Below are 24016 nucleotides of genomic sequence, written 5' to 3' on the forward strand. Positions count from 1 at the left end.
TAACTGTTTTTTAATTCTTGTGTGTATTACAAATCCTCTATAGGTGTGTCTACTGGAGCACATTCCCATGCTACCGTCTGCGGTACTACGATGCCAATTGTTATTGCAGATATAAGGATATAGCCTAAATTAGTGGAGCTAGTAACTGAGTTCATTCGTTTAGATTCGCAGCCGGGATCAATATCCTTTGGTGTTACCAATCCCCAAACATAACTCCAGGAAGTTTTAGTGTGTTTTACTACAGAATCATTGTCATACTCACTGACAACGCGTGTTGACATACAGCTTTGACAACATAGAATAAGTATAAGCAATAAACTTATACTTCGTAATCGAACATAATTTTGCATACCTCATAATTTTTAGAGGCAATTAGACGGGTGTTGGGTGTGAATACGTTATGAGTTAAAAATAAGCATATAAAATATGTTTAAAAAGGGGGTTTTAACTGTTTTTTTTAAGATTTTATTTCTTGGTGATTAATATCTTTATAAAGAATAGTAACTACTTTTAAAGTATAATTTTTTATACATTAAATAATTATATTGATTTTAAGGTATACTAATATGTACTTTAGTATATTTGTAATAACTAATGCTTATTAAGTATAGTATTTTATACTTAATTTATTTATACGATTATAAAGTATATTTTGATATACATTAAATTAAAGATATGGATTTAAATAGACTTTCTGATGATGATGTCTTATCAGAGCTTACACAACGTGTAAAAAAAAGAAGACTCAATCTCAATATAACACAAGAAGAGCTTTCTAAAAGAGCAGGAGTTCATGTACAGACGATCAAAAACTTTGAATCTGGTAAAGCAACAACCTTACTCACTTTTATTCAGATTTTAAGGGCATTTGGAGAACTTGATGCATTGAGTTTATTTTTGCCGGATCCGGGAATTAGTCCTATTGAATTATTGAAATTAAAAGGTAAAGAAAGAGAAAGGGCTTCAGGAAGTTCTAAAAATAAACCAAACAAATCATCATGGTAGATGTTATCAAAATAACACTTTGGGGTCAAGAACTAGGTGCTTTAAGCTGGGATGCAGATAAGAAGTATGCTTCTTTTGAGTTTTTTTCTGATTTCTTGAAGAACAATTGGGATGTTTCACCCATACATATGCCCATTCTTAATTCTGAGAAACGAATATATAGTTTTCCTCGTCTTAATGAAGATACCTATAAAGGATTACCCGGAATGTTATCGGATGTATTACCGGATGATTTTGGGAATCGCTTGATTGATCAATGGTTATTGCTTAATGATATTCCCAAAGCTCAATTTACACCTTTAGATCGATTATGCTATATCGGAACACGTGGAATGGGAGCCTTGGAGTTTCAACCCGCGAGAAATATTGGCAAGAAAATATCGAGTACCGTAGAAATAGATAAACTCGTAACACTTGCTCAAAAAGTACTGAATTCACGTGAGAAAATAGAACTAAATATCTCTGAAACCGAACACCTAAATGAATTAATCAAAGTAGGTACTTCTGCCGGAGGACAAAGAGCTAAGGCGATTATTGCATTTAATGCTACAACGAATGAAATTAGATCCGGACAAACCAATGTCCCGAAAGGATTCGAGCATTACCTTTTTAAATTTGATGGAGTGAGTGATGTATCTCTTGGTGATCCACAAGGATATGGTAGGATCGAATATGCATATTATTTGATGGCGCTGGATTTTGGAATTGATATGGAACATTCTCGGTTGTTCGAAGAGCATGGTCGTGCACATTTTATGACCAAAAGATTTGATCGACTACCTAATAATGAGAAACTGCATATGCAAACATTATGTTCACTAGCTCATTTCGATTATAAATCACCTGGAGCATACTCTTATGAAAATGCTTTCGAAATTATGAGACAACTTAGGTTACCTCATCAGGATGCTATTCAATTGTATAAAAGAATGTTATTAAACGTTATCGCCAGAAATCAAGATGACCATACCAAAAATATTTCATTCCTAATGGATAAACAAGGTGTCTGGAAACTAGCTCCGGCATATGATATTACGTATTCATATAACCCTACGGGGATATGGACTAGTCTGCATCAGATGTCTATAAACGGGAAAAGAGATGGTTTTAGGTTAAGTGACTTACTTGAAGTAGGAGATAAAATAAGTTATAAAAATAGTAAGGCTGAAATACAGCAAATTTTAGAAGTAGTAAATAACTGGAATCATTATGCTAATAAAGCGGGAATTCCTCCCGAACAGGCTGCTAAATTGCAAAAAGCATTTAGAACTGAGCTATAATACAAAGCATTATATAATTTTATTAAGTAATCGGGTTTCGAGCGCCTCAATCCTCATTTGATATTCTTTTGAACCCTGAGGTTCTCGAAGGGTTAACTGCTATAATGATCAAGTGACACTAAGAATGTATAAGTGCTTACTATGGAAAATGTGATATAACTCAAAAAGAAAAATGAAGTCACTTTATAATAATTAATGAGCATACGAGTACCGAGAAATTTGGTGAATTATTTAGGGCAAATTACTCAAATTTGGTTACAATAAGTGGGGCAAAATGTTTTAATAAAGAAACTAAATTAAGTCTCATTGTACTCATACGCTCAAAAATATTATGAATGTCTAATTAAAATCTTCTCTTAAATAGTACATTAACTTAGCTTTATCAGTGAAACTTTTTATAGCAATGATTTCTCCATTTAATTTATTATATATTATTTCAGCAAAAAGAAAGTCTATATAAAAGACACTGTAGTAAAAATCACGGTTACCATCATTAATAGAAAAGAGGTGAATTCCCTTATTCCAGATATGATGATATTTTTCTGATAAGTCTTGCGAATTGAAACGTTTTTCAAGGGTAGTTTTTTGCATAAGCAGGGTTTTAAAAATTTAAGGCAAGTACAATCTACGGAAAAACCGTAAGAAAACAAACATAAAAACTTAAAAAAACCAATAATTCCCCATTTGTTACTTGTAAATTTACTCAAAATCAATAAAAGTAGTTTTGATAATTAATAGAGAGAATAGAATAATATCTTATTTTCGCAGCCGAAAAATATATAGTATTGGCTACTGTTTCTCAGAATATCTTTCTTACTAAAAAAGAAAAACTACGTTGTATTTCTTGTGGTAAAAAAATTCCATTAGGGAAATCTTTTGTTGCAGAAAGTGAAAATCATAAAGGCACTTGTTTTAGTTGTTCTCCCTTTGTGGGTTATGTGCTATTACCTCCTGGAAATGTAGCAATGACCAGAAGGTCTAAGAAATATTCTACGCTTTGTGGAGTTGTTCTAGCTTGGAATCAGCGTAGAAAACGATATGAACGAAGAGGACAGCTGGTAGAGGAGGTTGCCATAGAAAAAGCACGCATAGCTTGCGAGAAAGATCAAGCATCAAGAGATCTTAAAAATAAAAAAGCGTCAATTGTACGAGCGGAGAAGGATCGCGAATTTATATTTAATTTTGCATTAGCGATTAGGGCTCAATATCCTAATTGTCCTGAAAAAAGGGAATTTGCGATTGCCACACATGCTTGTGAAAAATATAGCGGAAGAGTTGGAAGAACAGCGGATGCAAAAGATTTTGACCCCAAAATGATTGACCTGGCGGTAGAAGCACATATTCGACATGTGGAAACGAATTATGACGAACAATTTGGTAAAGGAAAACGTAAAAAAGAAATCAGATCTGAGATACGATCCGATATTGATACTGTTTTGAAAAAATGGAAATAGTAGGTTTAAGAAGGTTTTATTCTCTATTTTTAAGGATAAAACTACATGGTATCGAGTAAAATGGCTAAAAAAGGAAGAGAAAAAAATACTCAGAATAAGGCAAAGCATACGAAGCTTATGAATCGTAAAAAGAATAAACTCCGAAAAGAAAAAGAGCTTAGAGCAGAACGACTAAAAGCAATTGTACAAAAAGTTAATGAGTCTAAGCAAAATGCACCTGGGAATGAGTAAATGCTATTGTGGAAGATCGCAAGCCTATGATACTTGTTGTGGTAGTATCCATAAAGATATGGCACAGGCACTAATTGCAGAAGACTTAATGAGATCTCGTTATACTGCTTTTGTCCTGGCAAACAGTGATTATTTGATGAAAAGCCATCATAGTTCGACACGCCCGTTAAAAGAAAAGAAATCTATTTTAAAGTGGGCAAAATCTGTAAAATGGATCAAATTAGAAGTTTTACATACTACTAAAGGATTAGAATCGGATGAAGAAGGTACCGTGGAGTTCAAGGCTTTTTACTTTGAAAATGGCGCATTAGAAGTTATTCATGAAAATTCTGCATTCGTTAAAGAGAATGGTCATTGGGTGTATCTTGGAGAAAACTAATACGCTCTAAAGTCAACACTTCTAAATACTTTATATAGAAATCACACCTATTCATTTTAAGTTTCTAAACGTAGAAACCCTACGCTAGAATCTCGCAGGGTTTGTTTGTGTATTGTATACGGTAGGTATAAAATAAAAGAAGGCTAAAGTGTTAATTTCCTAAAAATACGGTATATACAACATTGTCTACGTTCCAACCTCTTTCATTAAAACATCTATTAGAAGCATCAGCATTTACAAAAGAAATTTTCTTTGGTCTGATTTGTCTCTGGATATCAGCAATGTGAGCTTCGAACTGAAATTGATATCTATCCATATTAATATCAGAGTCACCATCTATATAATAAGAATAGTTATAAGTAAATTGTTGAGCCTCTATCGGAAATATGATAATTCCTACAGGATAACTAATACATCCCGAAGCATTAATGTATTCTTCTATTTCCAAAGCAGCATCACTACCACAACCAATATCACTATCTAATGTGCAACCTACTCTTTTCATGGAGGATGTTTCATCCTTTTGTTTTTGTTGTAATTCTTCTAACAATTGTAACGTTTCTTGTTCATTAGAAACATCTTTAACGGTAACAAACTGCTGTACGTTAGAAGAAGATTTTTGAATCTCAGGTGTTTCGTTTTCTTCTTTTTGACAACTTGTAATGAATACAAAAGAACAAGCGATAAGACTAAATTTTAATGCGATTTTTTTCATTTTTATGAACTTTTTGATTAAATAAAATTGGTTAGTGATGCTATCAAAATTATTCAAAAATATGGGGATTTTTCAGCACGAAAGGATTGTTTACCTAAAGATAAAATCTAGAATAAAAAAGTAATTATAAATTAATCAAAATGTCTTGTTTTTGAGGTTGTTACTAGTTTTTTAACAATGCTAATATTATTGAAAAACATTGCTAAGTATATTGTTTACAGTGTTTTATTGATAGTTAAGATAGTGTGTTTTGTAAAGCTGTTGATAACCGTAGTTTTTCTCAATTTTTTAAATTTTAAATATAAAAAGGTAACAAATTAAGTATCTGTGTATATAAAGGTGTAGTATCAAAAAGCGCGCTTGATAAATACAACTTTTTTGAGGTCGCCGAAAATCATAAAGAGTAGGCAAAATCTAAACATACAAATAATGAAAAAGGTATTCTTATTACCCAGAGGCTTAGAAAAATTTTCAGCACAAGAGCTTAAAAATATGGAAGCTATTTTAGGAGGTGCAGTTCCTGTAGAAATATATTATCCAACTAGCGGTGGTAGAAGATGTGTAGATGGCCAGGTTTGGTCAGAAACATTACAGAAATGTGTTCCGATTGTTATCGGAGTTCCTATTGAACGGAGGTAGACGATTTGGGAGAGGTTATTAAATTTTTTTAGATATATAACTATTTCCCAACCCGTATATAGAAAAGGATTGATGAATCAATCCATAAAATACTAGGCGAAGCCAGAGCAACTTACTTGTACAACCATATTATCTCTGAACTTCGCTTAGTATGCTAAATAAACGACTTTAACTTCTAAAAATCACAATTCATGCAATTCGATGCCTTAATACTCAAAGTTGCCAGTAGATGCAATCTTAATTGTTCTTATTGTTTTATGTATAATCTGGGAGATACTACCTATAAAGGACAACCTAAATTCATGTCATATGATATGATCGATTCGATTTTGGAAAAAACCAAAAAATACATTCTAAAATATAACAAAAAAGAGTTTTCATTTATCTTTCATGGAGGAGAACCTTTATTAATAGAAAAGGATTTTTATAGAACTTTTATTACCAAAGCGAATACTGTTAAAGAGGAGCTACAAGATGTCGTTTTTAAATACGATATTCAGACTAATGGGATTTTGATTGATGAAGATTGGTGCGCATTATTTAGAGAGTTGCAGATTTATCCAAGTACCAGCGTAGATGGTACCAAAAAAGCTCACGATATGTTCCGAGTAGATCATAAAGGTAATGGAAGTTATGATAAAGTTTTTAATGCAGTAACATTACTTAAAAATCAAATAGGGTATGCCGACACGGTTTGTGTAATTAATATAGAAGAAGAACCGAAAGCTATTTATGAAAGTTTTAAAAAGATGCAGGTAAATTCTGTAAACTTTTTAATTCCTGATTTTACACATGATAATTTTCCGTTTGATACGGAAAAAAGTGAAATGGCGGATTGGTTGATCGCATTATTTGATATTTGGATACAAGATCCGGATAGATATAAAATACCAATGTTTATGGGGTTAATGAATAGGTTATTGGGTGTCACTGAGAATATTAATAATGAATCAGCAGTTTTAGTAATCGAAACTAATGGCGAAATTGAAGCAATCGATTCATTGAAAGCCTGTGGTCACGGATTTACTAAATCCGGAATGAATGTATTAAGTCATGATTTTTCTGATATTAGAAACTCACCATTAGGGAAACTATATTTCGAAGATAGTAGTACGAAACTATGTGTTAAATGTTTAGAATGTCCTATTCGAGATGTTTGTCAAGGAGGAAGATTAGTACATCGGTTTAAAAAAGAAAATGGATTTAATAACCCATCTGTGTATTGTAAAGATCTTATTAAATTCATTGCTCATATCCAGAATACCCTGATCGATCTTTTTCCAGAACTATATTCTAAAGAGCATATAGATAGTATGAAAACCGATGAAATAATGAGATATGTTAATGATACACATAAAAAGAATCATATAAATATCAGTTATACTAATGAACTAGAGTTTTTCGGACAAAATTAAAGTAGTATTAGATATTAATGCTTTTGGAGGTTGTAATTTTTTAATTAATTCAAAATCAGCTTAAAATATATTTCCCAACAATAAACTGTTAAAAACTTGTTTTCTTTTTCTCCTAAAAAAACAAGTTCTTTGTTGCCGGAAAAAAAGATGTCATTGGAAGAACAAGTTGTTACAATAAAGAAATTTACTAGAAATAATTTCTTTAAGAATACCTATTGTGTATTCAAAGGAGTGCGATTAAGAGAAATCTCCAGAAGAAAACCACATTATCGTAGTGAATCGGGTAGTACGTATTATTATACAACAAACGGAGTATATCGATTATCCAATCATTGGGGAAGAGCTGCCAAATGTAATTGGAGACTGGTTTCAGAAATCCCTGTAGAGATTGATGATCTTCGTCTTGGTTATGCAGATTGGACAGATTTTAGAGAGAATTTAAGTGAAGACGTAGATGCGTATTATATCGCTGTAGATTTCGAAACGAAAGCCGTAAGTTATAAACATAAAGATAACCCTGCCTACGACCACATAGCAATTATTAGACCTGTAGATGCTACTCGTAAACTGATTAAGCAAATTAAAAATCTTTTAGAAGATCATAAATGGGCAAAATATTACGACTATGATGATTTAGACGAATTCAGAAAAGAAGTGATTCTGGAGCTAGTCAATACCAATAAATCATTGCAGGAGATACGACAGGAATTGGCAGCTTATTAAAACCTAGCTTTTTTTCAAAGCCGCAGAAAACTCTGCCGATTTTTTTTTCGGCTAAAATCTTAACCTCAAGATTCTAATAATAACTCAAACAATTGTTCGTAAATATATACTCAAGGAGTAATCTCTTTATTATATAAAAACTCAGTATTTTCTTACAGAAACACTCAAAACCCACTACCATAAGTGGGAAGGGGGTACTTATATAAGTAGGTGCTTACAGTAATACCAACAGTTTGGGGTACTTATGGTAGTAGCTGTGTTACTATGAGAACATAGTTAGGGGTACTTCTAACAAAGGATTGGGGTATTCTAAACAGAAGTGTGACTAGGTGTAAAGAGAGGTGACACTTGTGTTTTACATAGGACCAACCTCTGTTTTAATATAAGTATGGGTAGTGCAGCGGTAGGAGCGGGGTACTTCATAAGTACCCTCTGTAAGCTATTTAATCGGATTTATAAATTTAATTTTTGAAGTTTATGTAACCATTTATTAAAAATATTATTCTGGCATCACTACATAACTATCATCATTCGGAACCTTAGGGAATTGTTTATTTTTCCATTGATTTTTTGCTTCTTCCAATTTTTCCTTACTGGATGATACAAAATTCCAGTAGATATGTCTTTCTTCAGGAAACGGTTGACCACCAAATAATAATAAATGTGTATTAGGTTCTAAAATGATAGAACAACTATCTTCTATTTTTGAAACTAACATATTTCCTTTAGTAATATTGGTTTCACAAGCGTGTATTTCTCCTTCCACAATACAAATACCAATTTCTCCCTGTAGTTCGCCTTTGATCTGTAATTCATAACGTTCTTTGTTTTTTACTTCTACCATAAAAAGCTCTGAATGTACTGGTAATGGAGATTCTTTGCCATATCCTTTTCCTGCGATGAGTCTATACGCTGTAGTGCCGTCTGTCCAATACGGTAGATCGGTCTTGTCTAGATGGTGAAACTCTGGTGTGATATCTTCTAAATGTTTTGGTAGTGCTACCCAAATCTGATAACCGTGAGTTAAAAATTCAGAACCATCTCGCATATCCTTCGGAGTTCGTTCTGTATGTGTCACTCCTTTGCCGGCAACCATCCAGTTTACAGAACCTGGAGAAATACGCTGATTGGTTCCGATACTATCCTGATGCATCATCTCTCCATCTAATAAATAAGTCAAAGTTGATAGACCGATATGAGGATGTTGATCCACATCCATATACTTTCCTTTTTTAATCATTGTGGGACCCATGTGATCTATGAAAATGAATGGTCCAACCATTCTTTTTTTTCTAAATGGAATGAGTCTTCCTACCAGAAAATCACCAATATCGCGACTACGTTCTTCAATTATTAATCCTTGGTTAGACATTAAAATAGTTTTTTTGCGTTTAGAATTTCTAAAGTACACTTTTTATGAAAAGTATTTCGTTAAATAAATATTAAGGATTGATAGTATCAAGATGAGAAGTTTCTACTTTAAATTATTTTACTATCTTTTCCAAGCCAATCTTAAACAACCTAAACTGACCAATGGAAATATTCTCCTCGTATAACCTCATTATAGAAGTTTCATTAGTACTTATTTTATCTTTCATTTTTAACGGAATTGCAAAGAAAACTAACGTTCCTGCAGTGTTAATGCTGATTATATTGGGAATTATTATTCAGTATGCTATCAAAGCTTTTGGAGAAGGTTCCTTCAATTTCTTTCCAATGTTAGAAGTACTTGGGATCGTTGGTTTAATCATGATTGTACTAGAAGCAGCATTAGAATTAAAACTCAAAAGAGAGAAACTCATACCAATTCTGAAATCCTTAGCAATTGCTTTAATTGGACTTGTTGCCTCAGCATATGTTGCTGCAGTAGTATTAAAAGCACTTGTTGATGGAATGACTTGGCAGTCTGCATTATTATATGCTACACCTTTATCTATTTTATCTAGTGCGATTATCATACCAAGTGTAGCAGGATTATCTGATACCAAAAAAGAATTCCATGTATACGAGAGTACATTCTCTGATATTTTGGGGATTATGATGTTCTATTTTCTTACGGGTAAATTAAATCCTGCAGAAGATGCTGGTGTTACAGGTTTTGTTTTTAATTTAATTATTACCGTTATCATTTCATTAATAGCTAGTTATGGAATCATCTTGATTTTTCAGAAGATTAAAAGTCAGGTTAAGCTATTCCTTTTAATCGCAGTGCTATTATTATTATATGGTGTTGGTAAAAAGATGCACTTATCTTCATTAATTATCATACTGATTTTTGGTCTTGTAATTGCAAACATGAAATTATTCTTTCAATGGAAATTGGAAAAGCTTTTAGATTTTGAAAAAGCTAAAGCCATCTATCACGAATTGCACGTGATTACAGCCGAAACTGCTTTTGTGGTTAGAACATTGTTCTTTGTGATTTTTGGAATTACCATAACACTTTCTTCATTATTAAATCTAAAAGTTACATTAATAAGCATATTGATTATCATTTCTATCTATGTCATTCGATATGGATTATTGCGATTATTTGTTGGAAAAGATATTTCTCCGCAATTATTTATTGCACCCAGAGGATTAATTACAGTATTGTTATTTTATGCAATTCCGGCAGAAGCAATGGTTCCTGGATTCGAACCGGGAATTTTATTATTTGTAATTATCGGAACCAGCTTAATTATGACTGGTGGAATGATACGTGATAAAAAAATAAAAGGAGCGATACTTACTCCGGAGGAAGTCGAAGCAGCTGCCGAGGCTGAAGTCGAATTTATAATGAACATGACTACGGATCTCAGTGAAATAGAAGACACTGATACTGATGATAACGAAGAAATCCTTGAATAAGTAACTGCAATGAAACGATTACATCGGTTAACGGCGATCTTGGTAAAATTACAATCTAAAAAAGTGGTTCAAGCTTCGGATTTGGCTGATAAATTTGATGTTAGTGTACGAACTATCTATCGGGATATGCTTGCATTATCCGATGCTGGAGTTCCGATAGGAGCAGAAGCTGGTACTGGTTATTTTTTGGTTGATGGATATTCGCTACCTCCAATTATGTTTAGCGAGAAGGAAGCCAATGCTCTGATAACCGCTTCTAAAATTATACAAACTAATAATGATGAGTCGCTAATTTCTGACTTTAATGAAGCTATAGAAAAGGTGAAAGCAATTCTAAATACAACACAAAAAGAAAAATTAGAACTTTTAGAAAAACGAATCGTTAGTCCTCCTTACAAGAAATCTCCTTCCAGCACCTATTTATCCGTAATTCAAAAGGCGATTACTGATTTAAGAGTTCTGAAAATCCAATATACAGCAGCATCTAATGAGTATACCGAACGCACAATAGAACCCCTTGGAGTATACTTTACTCATACCATTTGGGTAATGATTGCATACTGTAGATTGCGTAAAGATTATCGTGAATTTAGAACCGATAGAATCATTAATGTAATAGAAACTTCAGACTTATTTCCTCCTAAATTCTTTACGTTAGAAGATTATTTTAAGAAATATCGAGAAAATTATTAATTACTACTGACATAAGGTTGTCATAGGCCTTTGGTAATTTTGACTAAAATCAAATAATGTATCACCTAATTCACACAATTATGCTTAGTATGTTTTTATGCTGTGCAACTACATTTAGTCAAAATCAAAAACTTATGAAGAACAAACCGTACACAATCGAAGTTGTATTATTCGAAGCAAACCCTAATTATTCTAAAGAAGAAGTAAAAACAGCCTTAATTTCTTTGAACAATATCATAAAATTATATGATGGTTTTATAGATAGAACTACCGCACTCAATGAGCAAGGTAACTACATAGATTTATTATATTGGACAGACATAGAAGCTGCTAAAAAAGCGGGAAACGATATCATGAAAAACCCAGAGGCTGTTGCAATTTTTGAAGTTATTAAGCCTGAGACGATGCAAATGTATCATCTGGATGTTTTTAATCAGTTCGAAGAATAGTTATATATTTAAAAACTCATTAGTATGTTATTAGACTTAAAACCAATCACACAACATCAAGATAAAATGATTCCAGATCATATTTTAAACCGAAAAGGAGCAAGAAGTTTTAAAGATCTTAATCCTGAAGTTATCGATTATTTGAATAATGGTCTTATCGAAACTGCCAATTTAATGGAGTGGCTAGCAGTAGATCAATTAAAACTGTTAAAAATAATATTGGATGAATTGGATAAATCCGATTGGTATGATAATTTTTATGAAGCTGTTTCTAATCAAAAAAAACCTAGTGCCAATAGTAATACAAAAGTAATAGGGATGACTTTTGCTCAACTTACCTATGATACTGCTATTATTGATTATTTGGCTAATCATACTTCTGATGTTCCCAGATGTTGGGCTGCGCAATATTATGCGGCTATAGATATGTCTATTACAGAAAGACTGCATACGATTAAACCGTATGCAGCTGATTCTCATTTTGGGGTTAGAGAAGTTGCTATTTTTTCTGCCAAAGAATATATTATTCAGGATCTGGATCAAGCCGTTATGATATTATCTAACTGGACAAGAGATACTAATGAAAATATTAGGCGATATGCAGTAGAAGCGACAAGACCTGTAGGTGTTTGGACTAAAAAGATAGATGTGCTGAAAGAATCTCCAGAAAGGGCAATGGATATTTTAGAACCTTTGAAATCTGATACTTCTAAATATGTAAAAGATTCCGTTGGTAATTGGTTAAATGATGCCAGTAAAACCAGACCTGACTGGGTTATAAAGGTTTGTAATCGATGGCAAAGTGATTCTGCAACAAAAGATACAGCCTATATCATTAAGAAGGCATTGCGTACGATTAAAAAATAGTTTAAATTATTGTTATTGATTTCTCAGTATATCGTAGGATTATCAAATCAAAAATCATTTAGTACAATAATTATTAAATAATCATTAAATCTTATTCTTTTTTGAAATTTATTTAAGGAATATTTTGAAGTTTTTTATAGCTTTAAACTCCTTTTTAAATGTTATTAACAAGAGGTTAATTTCATAAAATTTTGGCCTTAAGAATAAGTTATGAAAGTACTTCATGCAAGTTTGGAATGTTATCCTTTAGCAAAAGTTGGCGGACTAGGAGATGTTGTGGGTTCTTTGCCTAAATATTTAACTGATTTAGATTGCATTACTGAGGTTGTTATACCTTTTTTTGATACTGAAAAAATCAATGATCTTTCATACGAAGAAGTTTATAATGGTTCTTTGGATTTAGGCAAGAATACATTCGATTTTAGTATTAAAAAAGTGTTATCCAAAGACTTTGGATTTCAGATATATCTGGTATATCAAGAAGAGTTACTATATAGACCTAATGTGTATAGCTACGAAGATGACACAGAACGTTTTTTAGCTTTTCAATTAGCGGTATTGAATTGGTTATTAAGTGTTGAAACAAAACCTGATATTATACATTGCCATGATCACCACACGGGATTAATACCTTTTTTGGTTTCACAAGTTGACAAGTATAACAGTTTAATTAATATACCTACAGTACTTACGATTCATAATGCTCAATATCAGGGTCAGTTTTCATACGATAAATTAGATTATATACCACAATTTGACTTAAACAATATAGGTTTATTGGATTGGGGTCATTCTATCAATCCATTGGCTACAGGTATTAAATGCGCTTGGAGAGTAACGACGGTCTCACCAAGTTACATGGATGAGTTACATCATCAGGCTAATGGTTTAGAAGGACTTTTATCGCATGAAAAGGCTAAATGTATTGGTATTTTAAACGGAATAGATCACGATATCTGGAATCCTGAAACAGATCCTATGGTGATAAAAAACTATGGAGCAAAAAATATAATTTCAGGAAGAAAAGCTAATAAAAAATGGTTGTGTCAAGAGTTTAATTTTGATATAGACAAACCGCTATTTGCATTTATTGGGCGATTAGTGTACGAAAAAGGAGCAGACCTATTGCCTGATATGGTTTCTGAAGCTTTACACCATCTGGATGTGAATATCTTAATTTTAGGATCTGGCGATCCTATTGTGGAATCACGTTTACAGGAATTAAAAGAGCATTTTCCTGGATCATACAATACATATATAGGGTATGATGAAAAATTATCCCACATCATATATGCAGGAGCTGATTTTTTATTAATGCCTTCGCGAGTAGAGCCTTGTGGTTTAAATCAAATGTATGCATTGCGCTACGGTCTGATACCGATCGTTAGACGTATAGGAGGATTAAAGGATACAGTTATAGATATTGATGATAACGGTTTTGGAATCTGTCATGATCAAGTAAATATTCAAGATGTATATAATTCAATAAAAAGGGGAGTTGAATTATATAACGATCAAAAACAATATAGGGGAATACAAAAAGAAATAGTGAAAATCGATCATTCTTGGAACAATTCAGCTAAGCAATACATTGAATTATATGAATCTTTAAAACTACCACAATGATTAACAAAAAGGTCCTCGCAATTATCCTTGGAGGAGGACAAGGAACTAGATTAGCCCCATTAACTGAGAGTAGGTCAAAACCAGCTGTATCCATTGCAGGGAAATACAGATTGGTCGATATACCAATTACTAATTGTATACATTCTGATATCAAAAGAATGTTTGTACTAACTCAATTTAACTCTGCTTCTTTAAACAGCCACATTAAGAACACCTATATTTTTAGTTCTTTTAGTCAGGCTTTTGTAGATGTACTTGCTGCAGAGCAAACTCCAGACAATAAAACCTGGTTTCAGGGAACTGCAGATGCCGTAAGACAATCGATGCATCATTTTTTGAATCACGATTTTGAGTATGCACTAATTTTGTCAGGTGACCAATTATATCAGATGGATCTTAACCATATGATCGAGGCACATATAGAAAAAGGCGCGGATATTTCTATAGCTACTTTACCAGTAAACCCGAAGGATGCAACTGATTTTGGTATTCTAAAGACGGATGAGAATGATTTTATTTCTTCTTTTATAGAAAAACCAAGTTCTGATAAGCTTCCTGGTTGGGAATCAGAAGTAAGTGATGAAATGAAAAGCGAGAATAGAGAATATCTTGCATCTATGGGGATTTATATATTTAATCGGCAATTATTGGTAGATCTTCTTTCTGATCCGAGTAGGATAGATTTTGGAAAAGAAATCATCCCACAGTCTATAGAAACTCATAAAGTACTAGCGTATCAATATGAAGGATATTGGACAGATATAGGTACCATATCTTCATTTTTTGAGGCTAATATAGAGTTGGCTAATGATATTCCTAAGTTCGATTTATTTGACAACGATCGCAGTATTCTAACGAGACCCAGAATATTACCTCCATCAAAAATATCTGGTTCCTTTTTGAATAAAACTATGATTGCCGAAGGGTGTTTGATTCAAGCAAAAGAAATTGAACAATCCGTTATCGGTATTCGATCTAGAATAGGTAAAGATACTGTTATAAAAAACACCTATATGATTGGTAGTGATAGGTATCAAGATCTAGATGAATTAGAAATTGATGTTAAAGAAAGCAGGCCGTATATAGGAGTAGGGGAACGATGTGTTATTAATAATGCTATTATCGATAAAGATTGCAGAATCGGTAATGATGTTATTATTAATGGAGGCCCACACTTAGAAGATGCCAAGGATGATCGATATGTAATCAAAGATGGGATCGTAGTGATTAGAAAAGGTGCGGTAATTCCTAATGAATATAAAATCTGACCCTAAGAGTTTTCATTTTATTTCTTAATTTTTTGCATTAGATGCATTTTTTTCAAAATGCACACTGGTGCTATATCGTTGTAGTATTCTGCGAAAACGTTATTGTTTATAAATTCTCACAAAACTCTGTGAAATCTTACAAAATCGTAGATAGATTTTAAATAATAAATAATAAATTGCTTCTCTTGTTATTAAAATACTAAAATCAAATCACTTTAATTTAAAAGTTTTCATGTTAAATCAAGAGCGTGTTGTCATCGAAAATGTATCTCCGGAAATTAATAATGGAGCATTTTTTATTAAAAGAGTAGTCAATGAAAAAGTACATATAACTGCTGATATTATTGGTGATGGTCATGATATCGTTCAGGCCAGTATACGATATAAGCATAAAAGCGAACGTAATTGGTCTGAAAATAGAATGCAGCCTTTAGAAAATGACTCTTGGAAAGGTGAATTTGAAGTAAAAAAACAAGGATATTACACATATCAGATTTTGGGATGGATTGATTATGCATTAAATTGGCAACATGGAACTATTCGTAAAATAGATGATGGTCAATATGTGAAATCTGAGTTATTAGAAGGTAGAGATCATTTACAAGATTTACTTAAGAAATCAACAACAGAAGAGAAAAAGTATATCAAAGAATTACTTGATATATTTCAGGATGAGAAACAATATGACACAGCAATAATCAAAGCTAAAAGTGATAAATTACATGATCTCTTTTATAAATATCCATCAAAGGGATTAATGGGAGCTTATCAGGACTTACAGGTATATGTAGATAGGGAGAAAGCCAGGTTTAGTACTTGGTATGAATTTTTTCCGAGAAGTTCCTCAGAAGAAGAAGGGAAACATGGTACTTTTAAAGATTGTGAGCGGTTATTGCCCAGAATAGCTGAAATGGGATTTGATGTGTTATATTTCCCTCCAATCCATCCCATTGGTGAAGTAAATCGAAAAGGTAAAAACAATACTACAGAAGCGTATGATGGAGATGTAGGATCACCTTGGGGTATAGGTTCTGTAGATGGCGGACATACTAGCATACACAAAGAATTGGGTACGTTACAAGATTTCAAAAACCTGGTTAAAAAAGCAAAAGACTTGGGTTTAGAAATAGCTTTGGATTATGCATTACAGGCTGCTCCTGATCATCCTTGGGTAAAAGAGTTTCCAGAGTTTTTTAAATGGAGACCGGATGGTACTGTCCAATATGCAGAAAATCCACCTAAAAAGTACCAGGATATACAGCCCATTTATTTTGATACCAAGGAATGGAAGAAAATGTGGAAAGAATTACTCGATGCGGCACTTTTTTGGATAGAAGAATGTGGAGTTAATATATACAGAGTAGATAATCCACACACCAAGCCGTTCCATTTTTGGGGTTGGTTAATAGAAGAAATTAAGAAGAAACATCCGGACGTATTGTTCTTGTCTGAAGCATTTACAAAACCCAAAGTAATGCAACAATTGGCAAAACAAGGATTTACGCAATCATATACATATTTTACATGGCGTACTAATAAGCATGAATTAACAGAGTATGTTGTCGAATTAACTACAACCGATCAAAAGGAATATTTTAGACCTAATTTCTGGCCTAATACTCCGGACATTAACCCGTATCATTTGCAAGGCGCTAATGAAACGACGCATTTAATTAGATACGCTTTGGCTGGTACATTAAGCTCTAGTATCGGTGTTTATGGACCCGTGTTTGAACAAATGATTTCAGATGCTATTCCCGGAAAAGAAGAATATTTAGACAGTGAGAAATATCAAATTCGTGATTGGGATTGGAATAAAAAAAATAAGGTTACCACTATTATGGGTAGCTTAAATCATATCAGAAAAGAAAATCCAGCCTTACAACAAACTAACAACATAAAATTTTGTCATATAGAAAATGATCAAATTATCGCTTTCTATAAACATGATGAAGATAAAACGAATGAGTTGTTAATTGTAATAAGCCTGGATCCATATTATTCACAAAATGGTCACGTGCAATTACCACTAAGTGAATTAGGGATACATGGAGGTCATCCTGTTCAAGTTCACGACTTGATTACTAAAAGTAGTTATCATTGGCACGATGAATGGAATTTTGTAGAATTACATCCAGCATTGCCTTTTCACATATTTAAAATCACTAAATGATGTAAGCATATGTCCGATACTAACCAAAAGAAAGACTTGAACGATATATACATATATAAATCAGAATGGTCTGAATTATTAGAAAACCCCCAGTTTGTTACAGAATTTAGTGAAGATATTTTAGAACCTTATATTATCACCAAACGATGGTATGGTGGTAAGGCAAGTGCTTTAAAATATATTGAATTAGTTGATCATTTTAGGATTGAGGACGGAGATGATTTATTTTATGGTTTAGTACTAGAAGTTAATTTTAGGGAAGCATTTGTCCAGAATTATTTTATTCCACTCGCACTAGTAACTGATGATAATTACACTCAGGAAGAAATAATAGCTAAAATCGAACTGAATGATAAGCAAGGGTTTTTGATTGATGCTACGCTTTTAGAATCTTTTAGAAAACAAATCTTTGAGAAAATACTGGAAGGGGCTAAAAGCAAATATAAGGGCTTAGAATTTAGAAGAGGGAGAGGCTGTGACGATAACGAGTATATATCTTCTAAAGCGATGGGAGTAGAGCAAAGCAATACTTCGATTATTTTTAATGATAAATACATTTTAAAGATTTTTAGAAGGATTTTTGTAGATCAAAATCCTGATTATGAGGTTAATAAATATTTAACAGATAAAGGGGTATTCAAAAACACTCCTAAATATAGTGGTAGTATTACATTACGATTTTCTGATAAAAATGTAATCACTTTAGCATTGATGCAACAATTGGTGCCAAATCAAGGAGATGCCTGGGAATATTTTCTGGATCAACTTAAGGATATTTATGAAACATTGAATAGAGTGCATCCGGATGTAATGAAGTTGCAACATATTGATATGTTTGATAAGATCGATATAAATGCCATTCCCGAAGAAATAAGGAAACATGTTCCCATATCGTTTTTTGAGGATATTGCCCAACTCGGATTAAGAACTGCGCAGATGCACGTTGCATTGGGGTTAGAAAGAGTGAATATGCAATTTACTCCTCAGACCTATAGCAGTGATTACTCTGTCTGGTTAAAAAACAGATTGATTTATCAATTCGAAAACCGAGTAAATCTAGTAGAAAACAACCTTCACAAATTAGATGGGTTACGTCTTGATTTGGCACAAGAGTTTTTGGATAACAAGAAGATCATCAGAAAAAAACTATTGGATTTTGATGAGTCTAAACTAAAAGGTGAGCGTATTCGGATTCACGGAGATTATCATTTAGGACAGGTTCTGGTGGATAATGGAGATTTTTATATAATTGATTTCGAAGGGGAACCAGAAAGTACCATACGCGATCGAAAGGTAAAACAATCTCCGCTTAAAGATGTGGCGGGAGTTTTTAGGTCATTTAATTATGCGGTGTATTCAACAATATTTAATAATCTCGAAAACTTTAATTATTCTAAAGAAGAGTTATTTCATTTTGCAGATGTTTTATACAGCTATATGACGGCTATTTTTCTAAGAAAGTATGTGAAATATGTCCAATCACATAACCTAAGCATTGGATATGTGAAAGAGATAAAGTTTATGCTAGAATATTGCTTGTTAGAAAAGGCTGTTTACGAATTAGGATATGAATTAAATAGCAGACCCAGATGGGCAGTAATTCCATTAAAAGGAATCTCAAAAATTATTAATAGCTAAGCAAGAATATGAGTAAAGTAATAGCACATAGTTTATTTTCTGAATTTGACATCAATCTTTTTAAAGGCGGAAAGCATTACAGACTGTATGAAAAATTCGGATCACACATTACTTCAGTAGATGGTGTAAAGGGAACATATTTTGCAGTTTGGGCACCATCTGCCAAATCAGTTTCTGTTATTGGAGATTTTAATTTTTGGATAGAAGGAGAACATCAATTAAATGTTCGTTGGGATGAATCAGGTATATGGGAAGGCTTTATTCCAGAAGTAGGAAAAGGGAGTACCTATAAATATAAGATTCAATCTCATAATAATGATATTAAGACGGAAAAAGCAGATCCTTACGCTCGTAGATGTGAACATCCACCAAAAACAGCTTCTGTAGTTTGGGAAGATTCTTATGACTGGAAAGATGCTAAATGGATGAAAAAAAGAAAGAAGAACAATGCTATTAACGCTCCTTTTTCTGTATACGAAGTTCATCTTGGGTCCTGGAAAAGAAAAATAGAAGAGAATAGATCGCTCTCTTATGTCGAATTAGCAGATGAATTAGTGTCTTACGTAAAAGAGATGAACTTTACACATGTAGAATTGATGCCTATAATGGAGTATCCATATGATCCTTCATGGGGATATCAGCTTACTGGTTATTTTGCGCCTACTTCGCGTTTTGGTTATCCCGAAGAGTTTAAAATACTAGTTGATAAATTACATCAAAATGATATAGGAATCCTATTGGATTGGGTGCCCTCTCATTTTCCAGAAGATGCTCACGGATTAGGCTTTTTTGATGGATCTTGTTTATATGAGCATCCAGATAAGAGAAAAGGATATCATCCAGACTGGAAAAGTCTGATATTTAATTACGGCCGTAATGAAGTAAAAAGCTTTTTGATCAGTAATGCGATTTTTTGGTTAGATCAGTATCATGCTGATGGTTTACGAGTTGATGCAGTTGCTTCTATGTTATTTCTGGACTATTCCAGAGAAGAAGGAGAATGGGAGCCAAATATATATGGAGGAAGAGAAAACCTGGATGCCATTGATTTTATGAAGGAACTCAATGAAGAAGTCTATAAAAGTTTTCCTGATGTACAGAATATAGCGGAAGAATCTACTTCATTCCCCATGGTTTCTAAGCCAACTTTTCTCGGTGGTCTTGGCTTTGGTATGAAATGGATGATGGGTTGGATGCATGACACATTAGAGTATTTTGCAAAAGAACCTATCTACAGAAAGCATCATCAGAATGACCTAACCTTTAGTATGACGTATGCTTTTACAGAAAACTTTATGCTTCCCTTATCACACGATGAAGTAGTGTATGGTAAAAAAAGCATTATTGGTAGAATGCCAGGAGATGAGTGGCAACAGTTTGCTAATCTAAGATTGTTATACAGTTATATGTTTACACATCCGGGGACCAATCTATTGTTCATGGGAGCAGAATTTGGACAACGAGAAGAATGGAATTTCCAGAGTAGTTTAGACTGGCACTTATTACAATATGATTATCACTCCGGAATCAAAAATCTAATTACGGACCTTAACACATTATATAAAAACTATCCTGCATTATACGAGAAACAGTTTAATGCAGATGGTTTTGAGTGGATTAGTTATGATGATCACGAGAATTCTGTAGTAGCATATATTCGAAAAGGAAATAAAGAGGAAGATTCTTTGGTTGTTGCTTGTAATTTTACACCAGTGCCCAGAATCAATTATCGGATTGGATTACCATCTAAAGGGAAATTAGTGCAACTATTTAATAGTGACGACAAAAAGTATGGGGGAACTGGAGATTTCATAGATAGTCAAGGTACTATAGAAAAAATGGATTGGCATTATAGAAAGTATGCTACAGAAATCAATATACCTCCATTAGGAGCCGTTGTTTTTAAAATTGATAAGTAATAATCTAAAGATAAAAATCAATATGTGTTTGAATAATATTTTGAAACTTTTATCGTAACAGATTAAACAATTGTTAATAGAATTTAGTTTCAAACGTTTTCGTTAATTTTTATTAATAAATACTGATTAAAAGAGTTTATTTATTGAGATAGATATTGTTTTTTTACATTACTAAAGAAGTAAAAGAAACCAACCAGCTATGATTACTAATACTGAGTTAGAAGTAAAAGGGAATTTGTTTCCCGGAAAAATCATCTCCTTTTCACAGAATGTAGATAAGATCAATTTCACCACAGAAAACGGAGTTATTCTTCAAGTCACTATTATAAGAGGAAGTGTTGTTCGTTTTAGATATGCCACCGATAATAATTTTGAGAAAGATTTTTCTTATGCCATTAGTGAAAAAGGAGTAAGAGGTTATAGTGAATTAGAGGTTAAGGAGCTGGAAGATGCGTATGAAATTACTACCAAAAGAATAAAAATCTTTATTGCCAAGGCAAATATCCAAATTACTATAAAAGATAAAGAAGGAAACATTATCTGTAAAGATGATTGGGGTTTTCATTGGGAACAAAGCTATGAGTACGGTGGTAACATTGTAAAAATGAGCAAATCTGCTCCTCAGGGAGAGTGTTATTACGGCTTAGGAGATAAACCAATGCACCTTAATCTGAAAGGAAAGCGAATTGAGAATTGGGCTACGGATCAATATGCATTCGGTAAAGATCAGGATCCGTTATATAAGAGCGTTCCTTTTTATATAGGGATGTATGAAGAAAGAGCCTATGGTATCTTCTTCGATAATTCCTTTAAAACATACTTCGATTTTTGTAATGAGCGTCGTAATGTTACAAGTTTCTGGGCACATGGAGGAGAAATGAATTACTATTTCTTTTATGGCCCAAATATGCAAGAAGTAATAACTCGATATACCGACCTTACAGGTAAACCAGAACTACCACCTTTATGGGCATTAGGTTACCATCAATGTAAATGGAGTTACTATCCCGAAAGTAAAGTAAAAGAAGTTACGACAAAGTTTAGAGATTTAAAAATACCATGTGATGCTATATATCTGGATATTGACTATATGGAAGGATTCAGATGTTTTACCTGGAATAAAGAATATTTTCCCGATCCTAAACGTATGGTTCAGGAGTTAGCAGAAGATGGTTATAAAACTATAGTAATTATAGATCCGGGAATTAAAATTGATGATGATTATTGGGTCTATCAGGAGGCTATGGAAAATGATTATTTCTGTAAGCGAGCAGATGGACCATATATGAGAGGAAAAGTGTGGCCAGGAGAATGTTTCTTTCCTGATTTTACAAATCCCGAAGTTAGAGAGTGGTGGGCCGGATTATTTAAAGAACTTATTGATGAAATAGGAGTCAAAGGAGTTTGGAACGATATGAATGAACCTGCAGTAATGGAAGTTCCAGGAAAAACATTCCCTGATGATGTCCGTCATAATTATGATGGTAATCCTTGTAGTCACCGAAAAGCACATAATATCTATGGTACTCAGATGGCGAGAGCTACCTATGAAGGAATCAAAAGATTTGGATATCCTAAAAGACCATTTGTAATTACTAGATCAGCATATTCTGGAGCACAGCGATATACTTCCTCTTGGACAGGAGATAACGTGGCGACTTGGGAGCATCTTTGGATTGCTAATATCCAGGCGCAGCGAATGAGTATGAGTGGAATGTCATTTACGGGTAGTGATATCGGTGGATTTGCAGAGCATCCTACCGGAGAATTATACGCTAGATGGATACAGTTAGGGGTGTTTCATCCTTTCTGTCGTACACATTCGTCTGGAGATCATGGCAATCAGGAACCTTGGACATTTGGTGAGGAAGTTATAGATGTAACCAGAAAATATGTAGAATTACGATATCAGTTACTTCCATATTTATATACTATGTTTTGGGAGTATGCAGAAGAAGGGATACCAATGTTAAAGTCATTGGTGTTATATGATCAATTAGATCCTCAAACACATTATAGAACAGATGAGTTTGTGTTTGGTAACCAAATATTAGTATGTCCTGTACAGGAACCTAATGCCAAAGGTAGAAGATTGTATATTCCTCGAGGGAATTGGTATAATTACTGGACCCGTGAATATGTAAAAGGAGGTATGGAGCAATGGGTAGATGCAGAGTTAGATACAATTCCGCTATTCGTGAAAGAAGGGGCAATTATACCTAAATACCCAATCCAGCAATATGTAGGCGAGAAAAAGATTGAAGAGCTTAAATTAGAAGTATACTATAAATTAGGAAATAAAGAAGTATCCAAAGTATATGAAGACGCTCAAGATGGTTATGATTATACCAAAGGTAGATTTAGTCTAAGAAGTTTTGCTTTTACTGGAAAAGAGAACGAAATTATCATTCAGCAGCATAAGAACGGTACCTATATCACTGAGTACGAAACTATGAAGATTGAATTTATCGGATTACCTTTTGATATTGATGAAATTGAAATCGATAATGTGGTTGTACCTTTAAAAGATTTAAAATTTAATAAAAAGGAGAATACTGTAATCGTTCCGAAAAACTTTGCTGAATTGCATATTGTAGCTAAATAAAAACAACTTATCGATAATTATTGCCTTATATAGATCTTACTGTATAAATTGATGATCTTTTATTTAAAAGGATGTATTGAATTTTGT

22 protein-coding genes are annotated in these 24016 nt (G+C 33.0%); 18 read left to right on the forward strand and 4 right to left on the reverse strand.

What is annotated here, in order from left to right:
* Nucleotides 1–26 precede the first annotated feature (26 nt).
* Nucleotides 27–281 (reverse strand): hypothetical protein, encoded by a 255-nt coding sequence (locus Q0910_RS24155; protein ID WP_299222458.1) that lies wholly within the window; start codon nucleotides 279–281, stop codon nucleotides 27–29.
* A 394-nt stretch (nucleotides 282–675) separates the two neighbouring features.
* Between Q0910_RS24155 and Q0910_RS24160 the strand changes: the two genes are divergently transcribed.
* A complete protein-coding gene (locus tag Q0910_RS24160; RefSeq protein ID WP_299222460.1) occupies nucleotides 676–1005 on the forward strand; it encodes a helix-turn-helix transcriptional regulator in 330 nt (109 codons plus the stop codon).
* The gene (locus Q0910_RS24165; protein WP_299222462.1) at nucleotides 999–2285 is read left to right on the forward strand and encodes a type II toxin-antitoxin system HipA family toxin; all 1287 of its coding nucleotides are present in this window, start codon (nucleotides 999–1001) and stop codon (nucleotides 2283–2285) included. The genes Q0910_RS24160 and Q0910_RS24165 overlap by 7 nt, the downstream gene beginning before the upstream one ends.
* Nucleotides 2286–2624: 339 nt before the next feature.
* On the opposite strand, the gene Q0910_RS24170 is transcribed toward Q0910_RS24165, so the two are convergent.
* Nucleotides 2625–2876, reverse strand: a complete 252-nt coding sequence (locus Q0910_RS24170; RefSeq protein ID WP_299222464.1) for a hypothetical protein — start codon at nucleotides 2874–2876, stop codon at nucleotides 2625–2627.
* A gap of 194 nt (nucleotides 2877–3070) precedes the next feature.
* On the opposite strand from Q0910_RS24170, the gene Q0910_RS24175 reads away from it, so the two are divergent.
* The 3 genes from Q0910_RS24175 to Q0910_RS24185 are packed head-to-tail and all read left to right on the forward strand — an operon-like array spanning nucleotide 3071 to nucleotide 4349.
* Nucleotides 3071–3739, forward strand: coding sequence for a DUF2293 domain-containing protein (locus tag Q0910_RS24175; RefSeq protein ID WP_299222465.1), 669 nt, complete (start codon nucleotides 3071–3073; stop codon nucleotides 3737–3739).
* Between the two features lie 45 nt (nucleotides 3740–3784).
* Nucleotides 3785–3970 (forward strand): hypothetical protein, encoded by a 186-nt coding sequence (locus Q0910_RS24180; RefSeq protein ID WP_299222598.1) that lies wholly within the window; start codon nucleotides 3785–3787, stop codon nucleotides 3968–3970.
* Entirely contained in the window at nucleotides 3963–4349 is a 387-nt protein-coding gene (locus tag Q0910_RS24185; RefSeq protein ID WP_299222467.1) for a YchJ family metal-binding protein, read from the forward strand. Before Q0910_RS24180 ends, Q0910_RS24185 begins: the two co-directional genes overlap by 8 nt.
* A 151-nt stretch (nucleotides 4350–4500) precedes the next feature.
* Here Q0910_RS24185 and Q0910_RS24190 read toward each other — a convergent pair whose 3' ends face one another.
* Nucleotides 4501–5064, reverse strand: coding sequence for a hypothetical protein (locus Q0910_RS24190; protein WP_299222469.1), 564 nt, complete (start codon nucleotides 5062–5064; stop codon nucleotides 4501–4503).
* Between the two features lie 429 nt (nucleotides 5065–5493).
* Between Q0910_RS24190 and Q0910_RS24195 the strand changes: the two genes are divergently transcribed.
* From Q0910_RS24195 to Q0910_RS24205, 3 genes are all read left to right on the forward strand, one after another.
* Nucleotides 5494–5703 (forward strand): hypothetical protein, encoded by a 210-nt coding sequence (locus tag Q0910_RS24195; protein ID WP_299222471.1) that lies wholly within the window; start codon nucleotides 5494–5496, stop codon nucleotides 5701–5703.
* Between the two features lie 191 nt (nucleotides 5704–5894).
* The gene (locus Q0910_RS24200; RefSeq protein ID WP_299222473.1) at nucleotides 5895–7118 is read left to right on the forward strand and encodes a radical SAM protein; all 1224 of its coding nucleotides are present in this window, start codon (nucleotides 5895–5897) and stop codon (nucleotides 7116–7118) included.
* A 147-nt stretch (nucleotides 7119–7265) separates the two neighbouring features.
* Nucleotides 7266–7841, forward strand: coding sequence for a hypothetical protein (locus Q0910_RS24205; RefSeq protein WP_299222475.1), 576 nt, complete (start codon nucleotides 7266–7268; stop codon nucleotides 7839–7841).
* 499 nt (nucleotides 7842–8340) lie between these two features.
* Here Q0910_RS24205 and Q0910_RS24210 read toward each other — a convergent pair whose 3' ends face one another.
* Entirely contained in the window at nucleotides 8341–9213 is an 873-nt protein-coding gene (locus Q0910_RS24210) for a pirin family protein (RefSeq protein WP_299222476.1), read from the reverse strand.
* A 161-nt stretch (nucleotides 9214–9374) separates the two neighbouring features.
* Here Q0910_RS24210 and Q0910_RS24215 point away from each other — a divergent pair, with 161 nt between their 5' ends.
* From Q0910_RS24215 to Q0910_RS24260, 10 genes are all read left to right on the forward strand, one after another.
* Nucleotides 9375–10691, forward strand: a complete 1317-nt coding sequence (locus Q0910_RS24215; protein ID WP_299222478.1) for a cation:proton antiporter — start codon at nucleotides 9375–9377, stop codon at nucleotides 10689–10691.
* A 9-nt stretch (nucleotides 10692–10700) separates the two neighbouring features.
* Nucleotides 10701–11384, forward strand: coding sequence for a YafY family protein (locus Q0910_RS24220; RefSeq protein WP_299222480.1), 684 nt, complete (start codon nucleotides 10701–10703; stop codon nucleotides 11382–11384).
* Nucleotides 11385–11518: 134 nt separating this feature from the next.
* Nucleotides 11519–11833, forward strand: a complete 315-nt coding sequence (locus Q0910_RS24225; RefSeq protein WP_299222482.1) for a hypothetical protein — start codon at nucleotides 11519–11521, stop codon at nucleotides 11831–11833.
* Between the two features lie 24 nt (nucleotides 11834–11857).
* Entirely contained in the window at nucleotides 11858–12700 is an 843-nt protein-coding gene (locus Q0910_RS24230; protein WP_299222484.1) for a DNA alkylation repair protein, read from the forward strand.
* Between the two features lie 210 nt (nucleotides 12701–12910).
* Nucleotides 12911–14326: a glycogen synthase gene (locus tag Q0910_RS24235; protein WP_299222486.1), complete on the forward strand. Its 1416-nt coding sequence runs from the start codon at nucleotides 12911–12913 to the stop codon at nucleotides 14324–14326.
* Nucleotides 14323–15594 (forward strand): glucose-1-phosphate adenylyltransferase, encoded by a 1272-nt coding sequence (locus Q0910_RS24240; protein WP_299222488.1) that lies wholly within the window; start codon nucleotides 14323–14325, stop codon nucleotides 15592–15594. The genes Q0910_RS24235 and Q0910_RS24240 overlap by 4 nt, the downstream gene beginning before the upstream one ends.
* A gap of 232 nt (nucleotides 15595–15826) precedes the next feature.
* The gene (locus Q0910_RS24245; RefSeq protein WP_299222490.1) at nucleotides 15827–17767 is read left to right on the forward strand and encodes an alpha-1,4-glucan--maltose-1-phosphate maltosyltransferase; all 1941 of its coding nucleotides are present in this window, start codon (nucleotides 15827–15829) and stop codon (nucleotides 17765–17767) included.
* 9 nt (nucleotides 17768–17776) lie between these two features.
* Nucleotides 17777–19405, forward strand: coding sequence for a phosphotransferase (locus tag Q0910_RS24250; protein WP_299222492.1), 1629 nt, complete (start codon nucleotides 17777–17779; stop codon nucleotides 19403–19405).
* An 8-nt stretch (nucleotides 19406–19413) separates the two neighbouring features.
* Nucleotides 19414–21324 (forward strand): 1,4-alpha-glucan branching protein GlgB, encoded by a 1911-nt coding sequence (glgB, locus tag Q0910_RS24255; RefSeq protein ID WP_299222493.1) that lies wholly within the window; start codon nucleotides 19414–19416, stop codon nucleotides 21322–21324.
* Between the two features lie 199 nt (nucleotides 21325–21523).
* Complete coding sequence (locus Q0910_RS24260; RefSeq protein ID WP_299222495.1) at nucleotides 21524–23929, forward strand: glycoside hydrolase family 31 protein; 2406 nt, start codon at nucleotides 21524–21526, stop codon at nucleotides 23927–23929.
* The last annotated feature ends 87 nt before the right edge of the window (nucleotides 23930–24016 follow it).

Origin of the sequence: uncultured Aquimarina sp. (assembly GCF_947495315.1) — a bacterium.
In the GTDB taxonomy this organism is placed as follows: Bacteria; Bacteroidota; Bacteroidia; order Flavobacteriales; family Flavobacteriaceae; genus Aquimarina.

Excerpts from the sequence above, each read along its gene's own strand:
- Q0910_RS24155 (WP_299222458.1), bottom strand. The coding sequence starts at position 281 with ATGTCAACACGCGTTGTCAGTGAGTATGACAATGATTCTGTAGTAAAA.
- Q0910_RS24160 (WP_299222460.1), top strand. The coding sequence starts at position 676 with ATGGATTTAAATAGACTTTCTGATGATGATGTCTTATCAGAGCTTACA.
- Q0910_RS24165 (WP_299222462.1), top strand. The coding sequence starts at position 999 with ATGGTAGATGTTATCAAAATAACACTTTGGGGTCAAGAACTAGGTGCT.
- Q0910_RS24170 (WP_299222464.1), bottom strand. The coding sequence starts at position 2,876 with ATGCAAAAAACTACCCTTGAAAAACGTTTCAATTCGCAAGACTTATCA.
- Q0910_RS24180 (WP_299222598.1), top strand. The coding sequence starts at position 3,785 with ATGGTATCGAGTAAAATGGCTAAAAAAGGAAGAGAAAAAAATACTCAG.
- Q0910_RS24185 (WP_299222467.1), top strand. The coding sequence starts at position 3,963 with ATGAGTAAATGCTATTGTGGAAGATCGCAAGCCTATGATACTTGTTGT.
- Q0910_RS24190 (WP_299222469.1), bottom strand. The coding sequence starts at position 5,064 with ATGAAAAAAATCGCATTAAAATTTAGTCTTATCGCTTGTTCTTTTGTA.
- Q0910_RS24195 (WP_299222471.1), top strand. The coding sequence starts at position 5,494 with ATGAAAAAGGTATTCTTATTACCCAGAGGCTTAGAAAAATTTTCAGCA.
- Q0910_RS24200 (WP_299222473.1), top strand. The coding sequence starts at position 5,895 with ATGCAATTCGATGCCTTAATACTCAAAGTTGCCAGTAGATGCAATCTT.
- Q0910_RS24205 (WP_299222475.1), top strand. The coding sequence starts at position 7,266 with ATGTCATTGGAAGAACAAGTTGTTACAATAAAGAAATTTACTAGAAAT.
- Q0910_RS24210 (WP_299222476.1), bottom strand. The coding sequence starts at position 9,213 with ATGTCTAACCAAGGATTAATAATTGAAGAACGTAGTCGCGATATTGGT.
- Q0910_RS24215 (WP_299222478.1), top strand. The coding sequence starts at position 9,375 with ATGGAAATATTCTCCTCGTATAACCTCATTATAGAAGTTTCATTAGTA.
- Q0910_RS24220 (WP_299222480.1), top strand. The coding sequence starts at position 10,701 with ATGAAACGATTACATCGGTTAACGGCGATCTTGGTAAAATTACAATCT.
- Q0910_RS24225 (WP_299222482.1), top strand. The coding sequence starts at position 11,519 with ATGAAGAACAAACCGTACACAATCGAAGTTGTATTATTCGAAGCAAAC.
- Q0910_RS24230 (WP_299222484.1), top strand. The coding sequence starts at position 11,858 with ATGTTATTAGACTTAAAACCAATCACACAACATCAAGATAAAATGATT.
- Q0910_RS24235 (WP_299222486.1), top strand. The coding sequence starts at position 12,911 with ATGAAAGTACTTCATGCAAGTTTGGAATGTTATCCTTTAGCAAAAGTT.
- Q0910_RS24240 (WP_299222488.1), top strand. The coding sequence starts at position 14,323 with ATGATTAACAAAAAGGTCCTCGCAATTATCCTTGGAGGAGGACAAGGA.
- Q0910_RS24245 (WP_299222490.1), top strand. The coding sequence starts at position 15,827 with ATGTTAAATCAAGAGCGTGTTGTCATCGAAAATGTATCTCCGGAAATT.
- Q0910_RS24250 (WP_299222492.1), top strand. The coding sequence starts at position 17,777 with ATGTCCGATACTAACCAAAAGAAAGACTTGAACGATATATACATATAT.
- glgB (WP_299222493.1), top strand. The coding sequence starts at position 19,414 with ATGAGTAAAGTAATAGCACATAGTTTATTTTCTGAATTTGACATCAAT.
- Q0910_RS24260 (WP_299222495.1), top strand. The coding sequence starts at position 21,524 with ATGATTACTAATACTGAGTTAGAAGTAAAAGGGAATTTGTTTCCCGGA.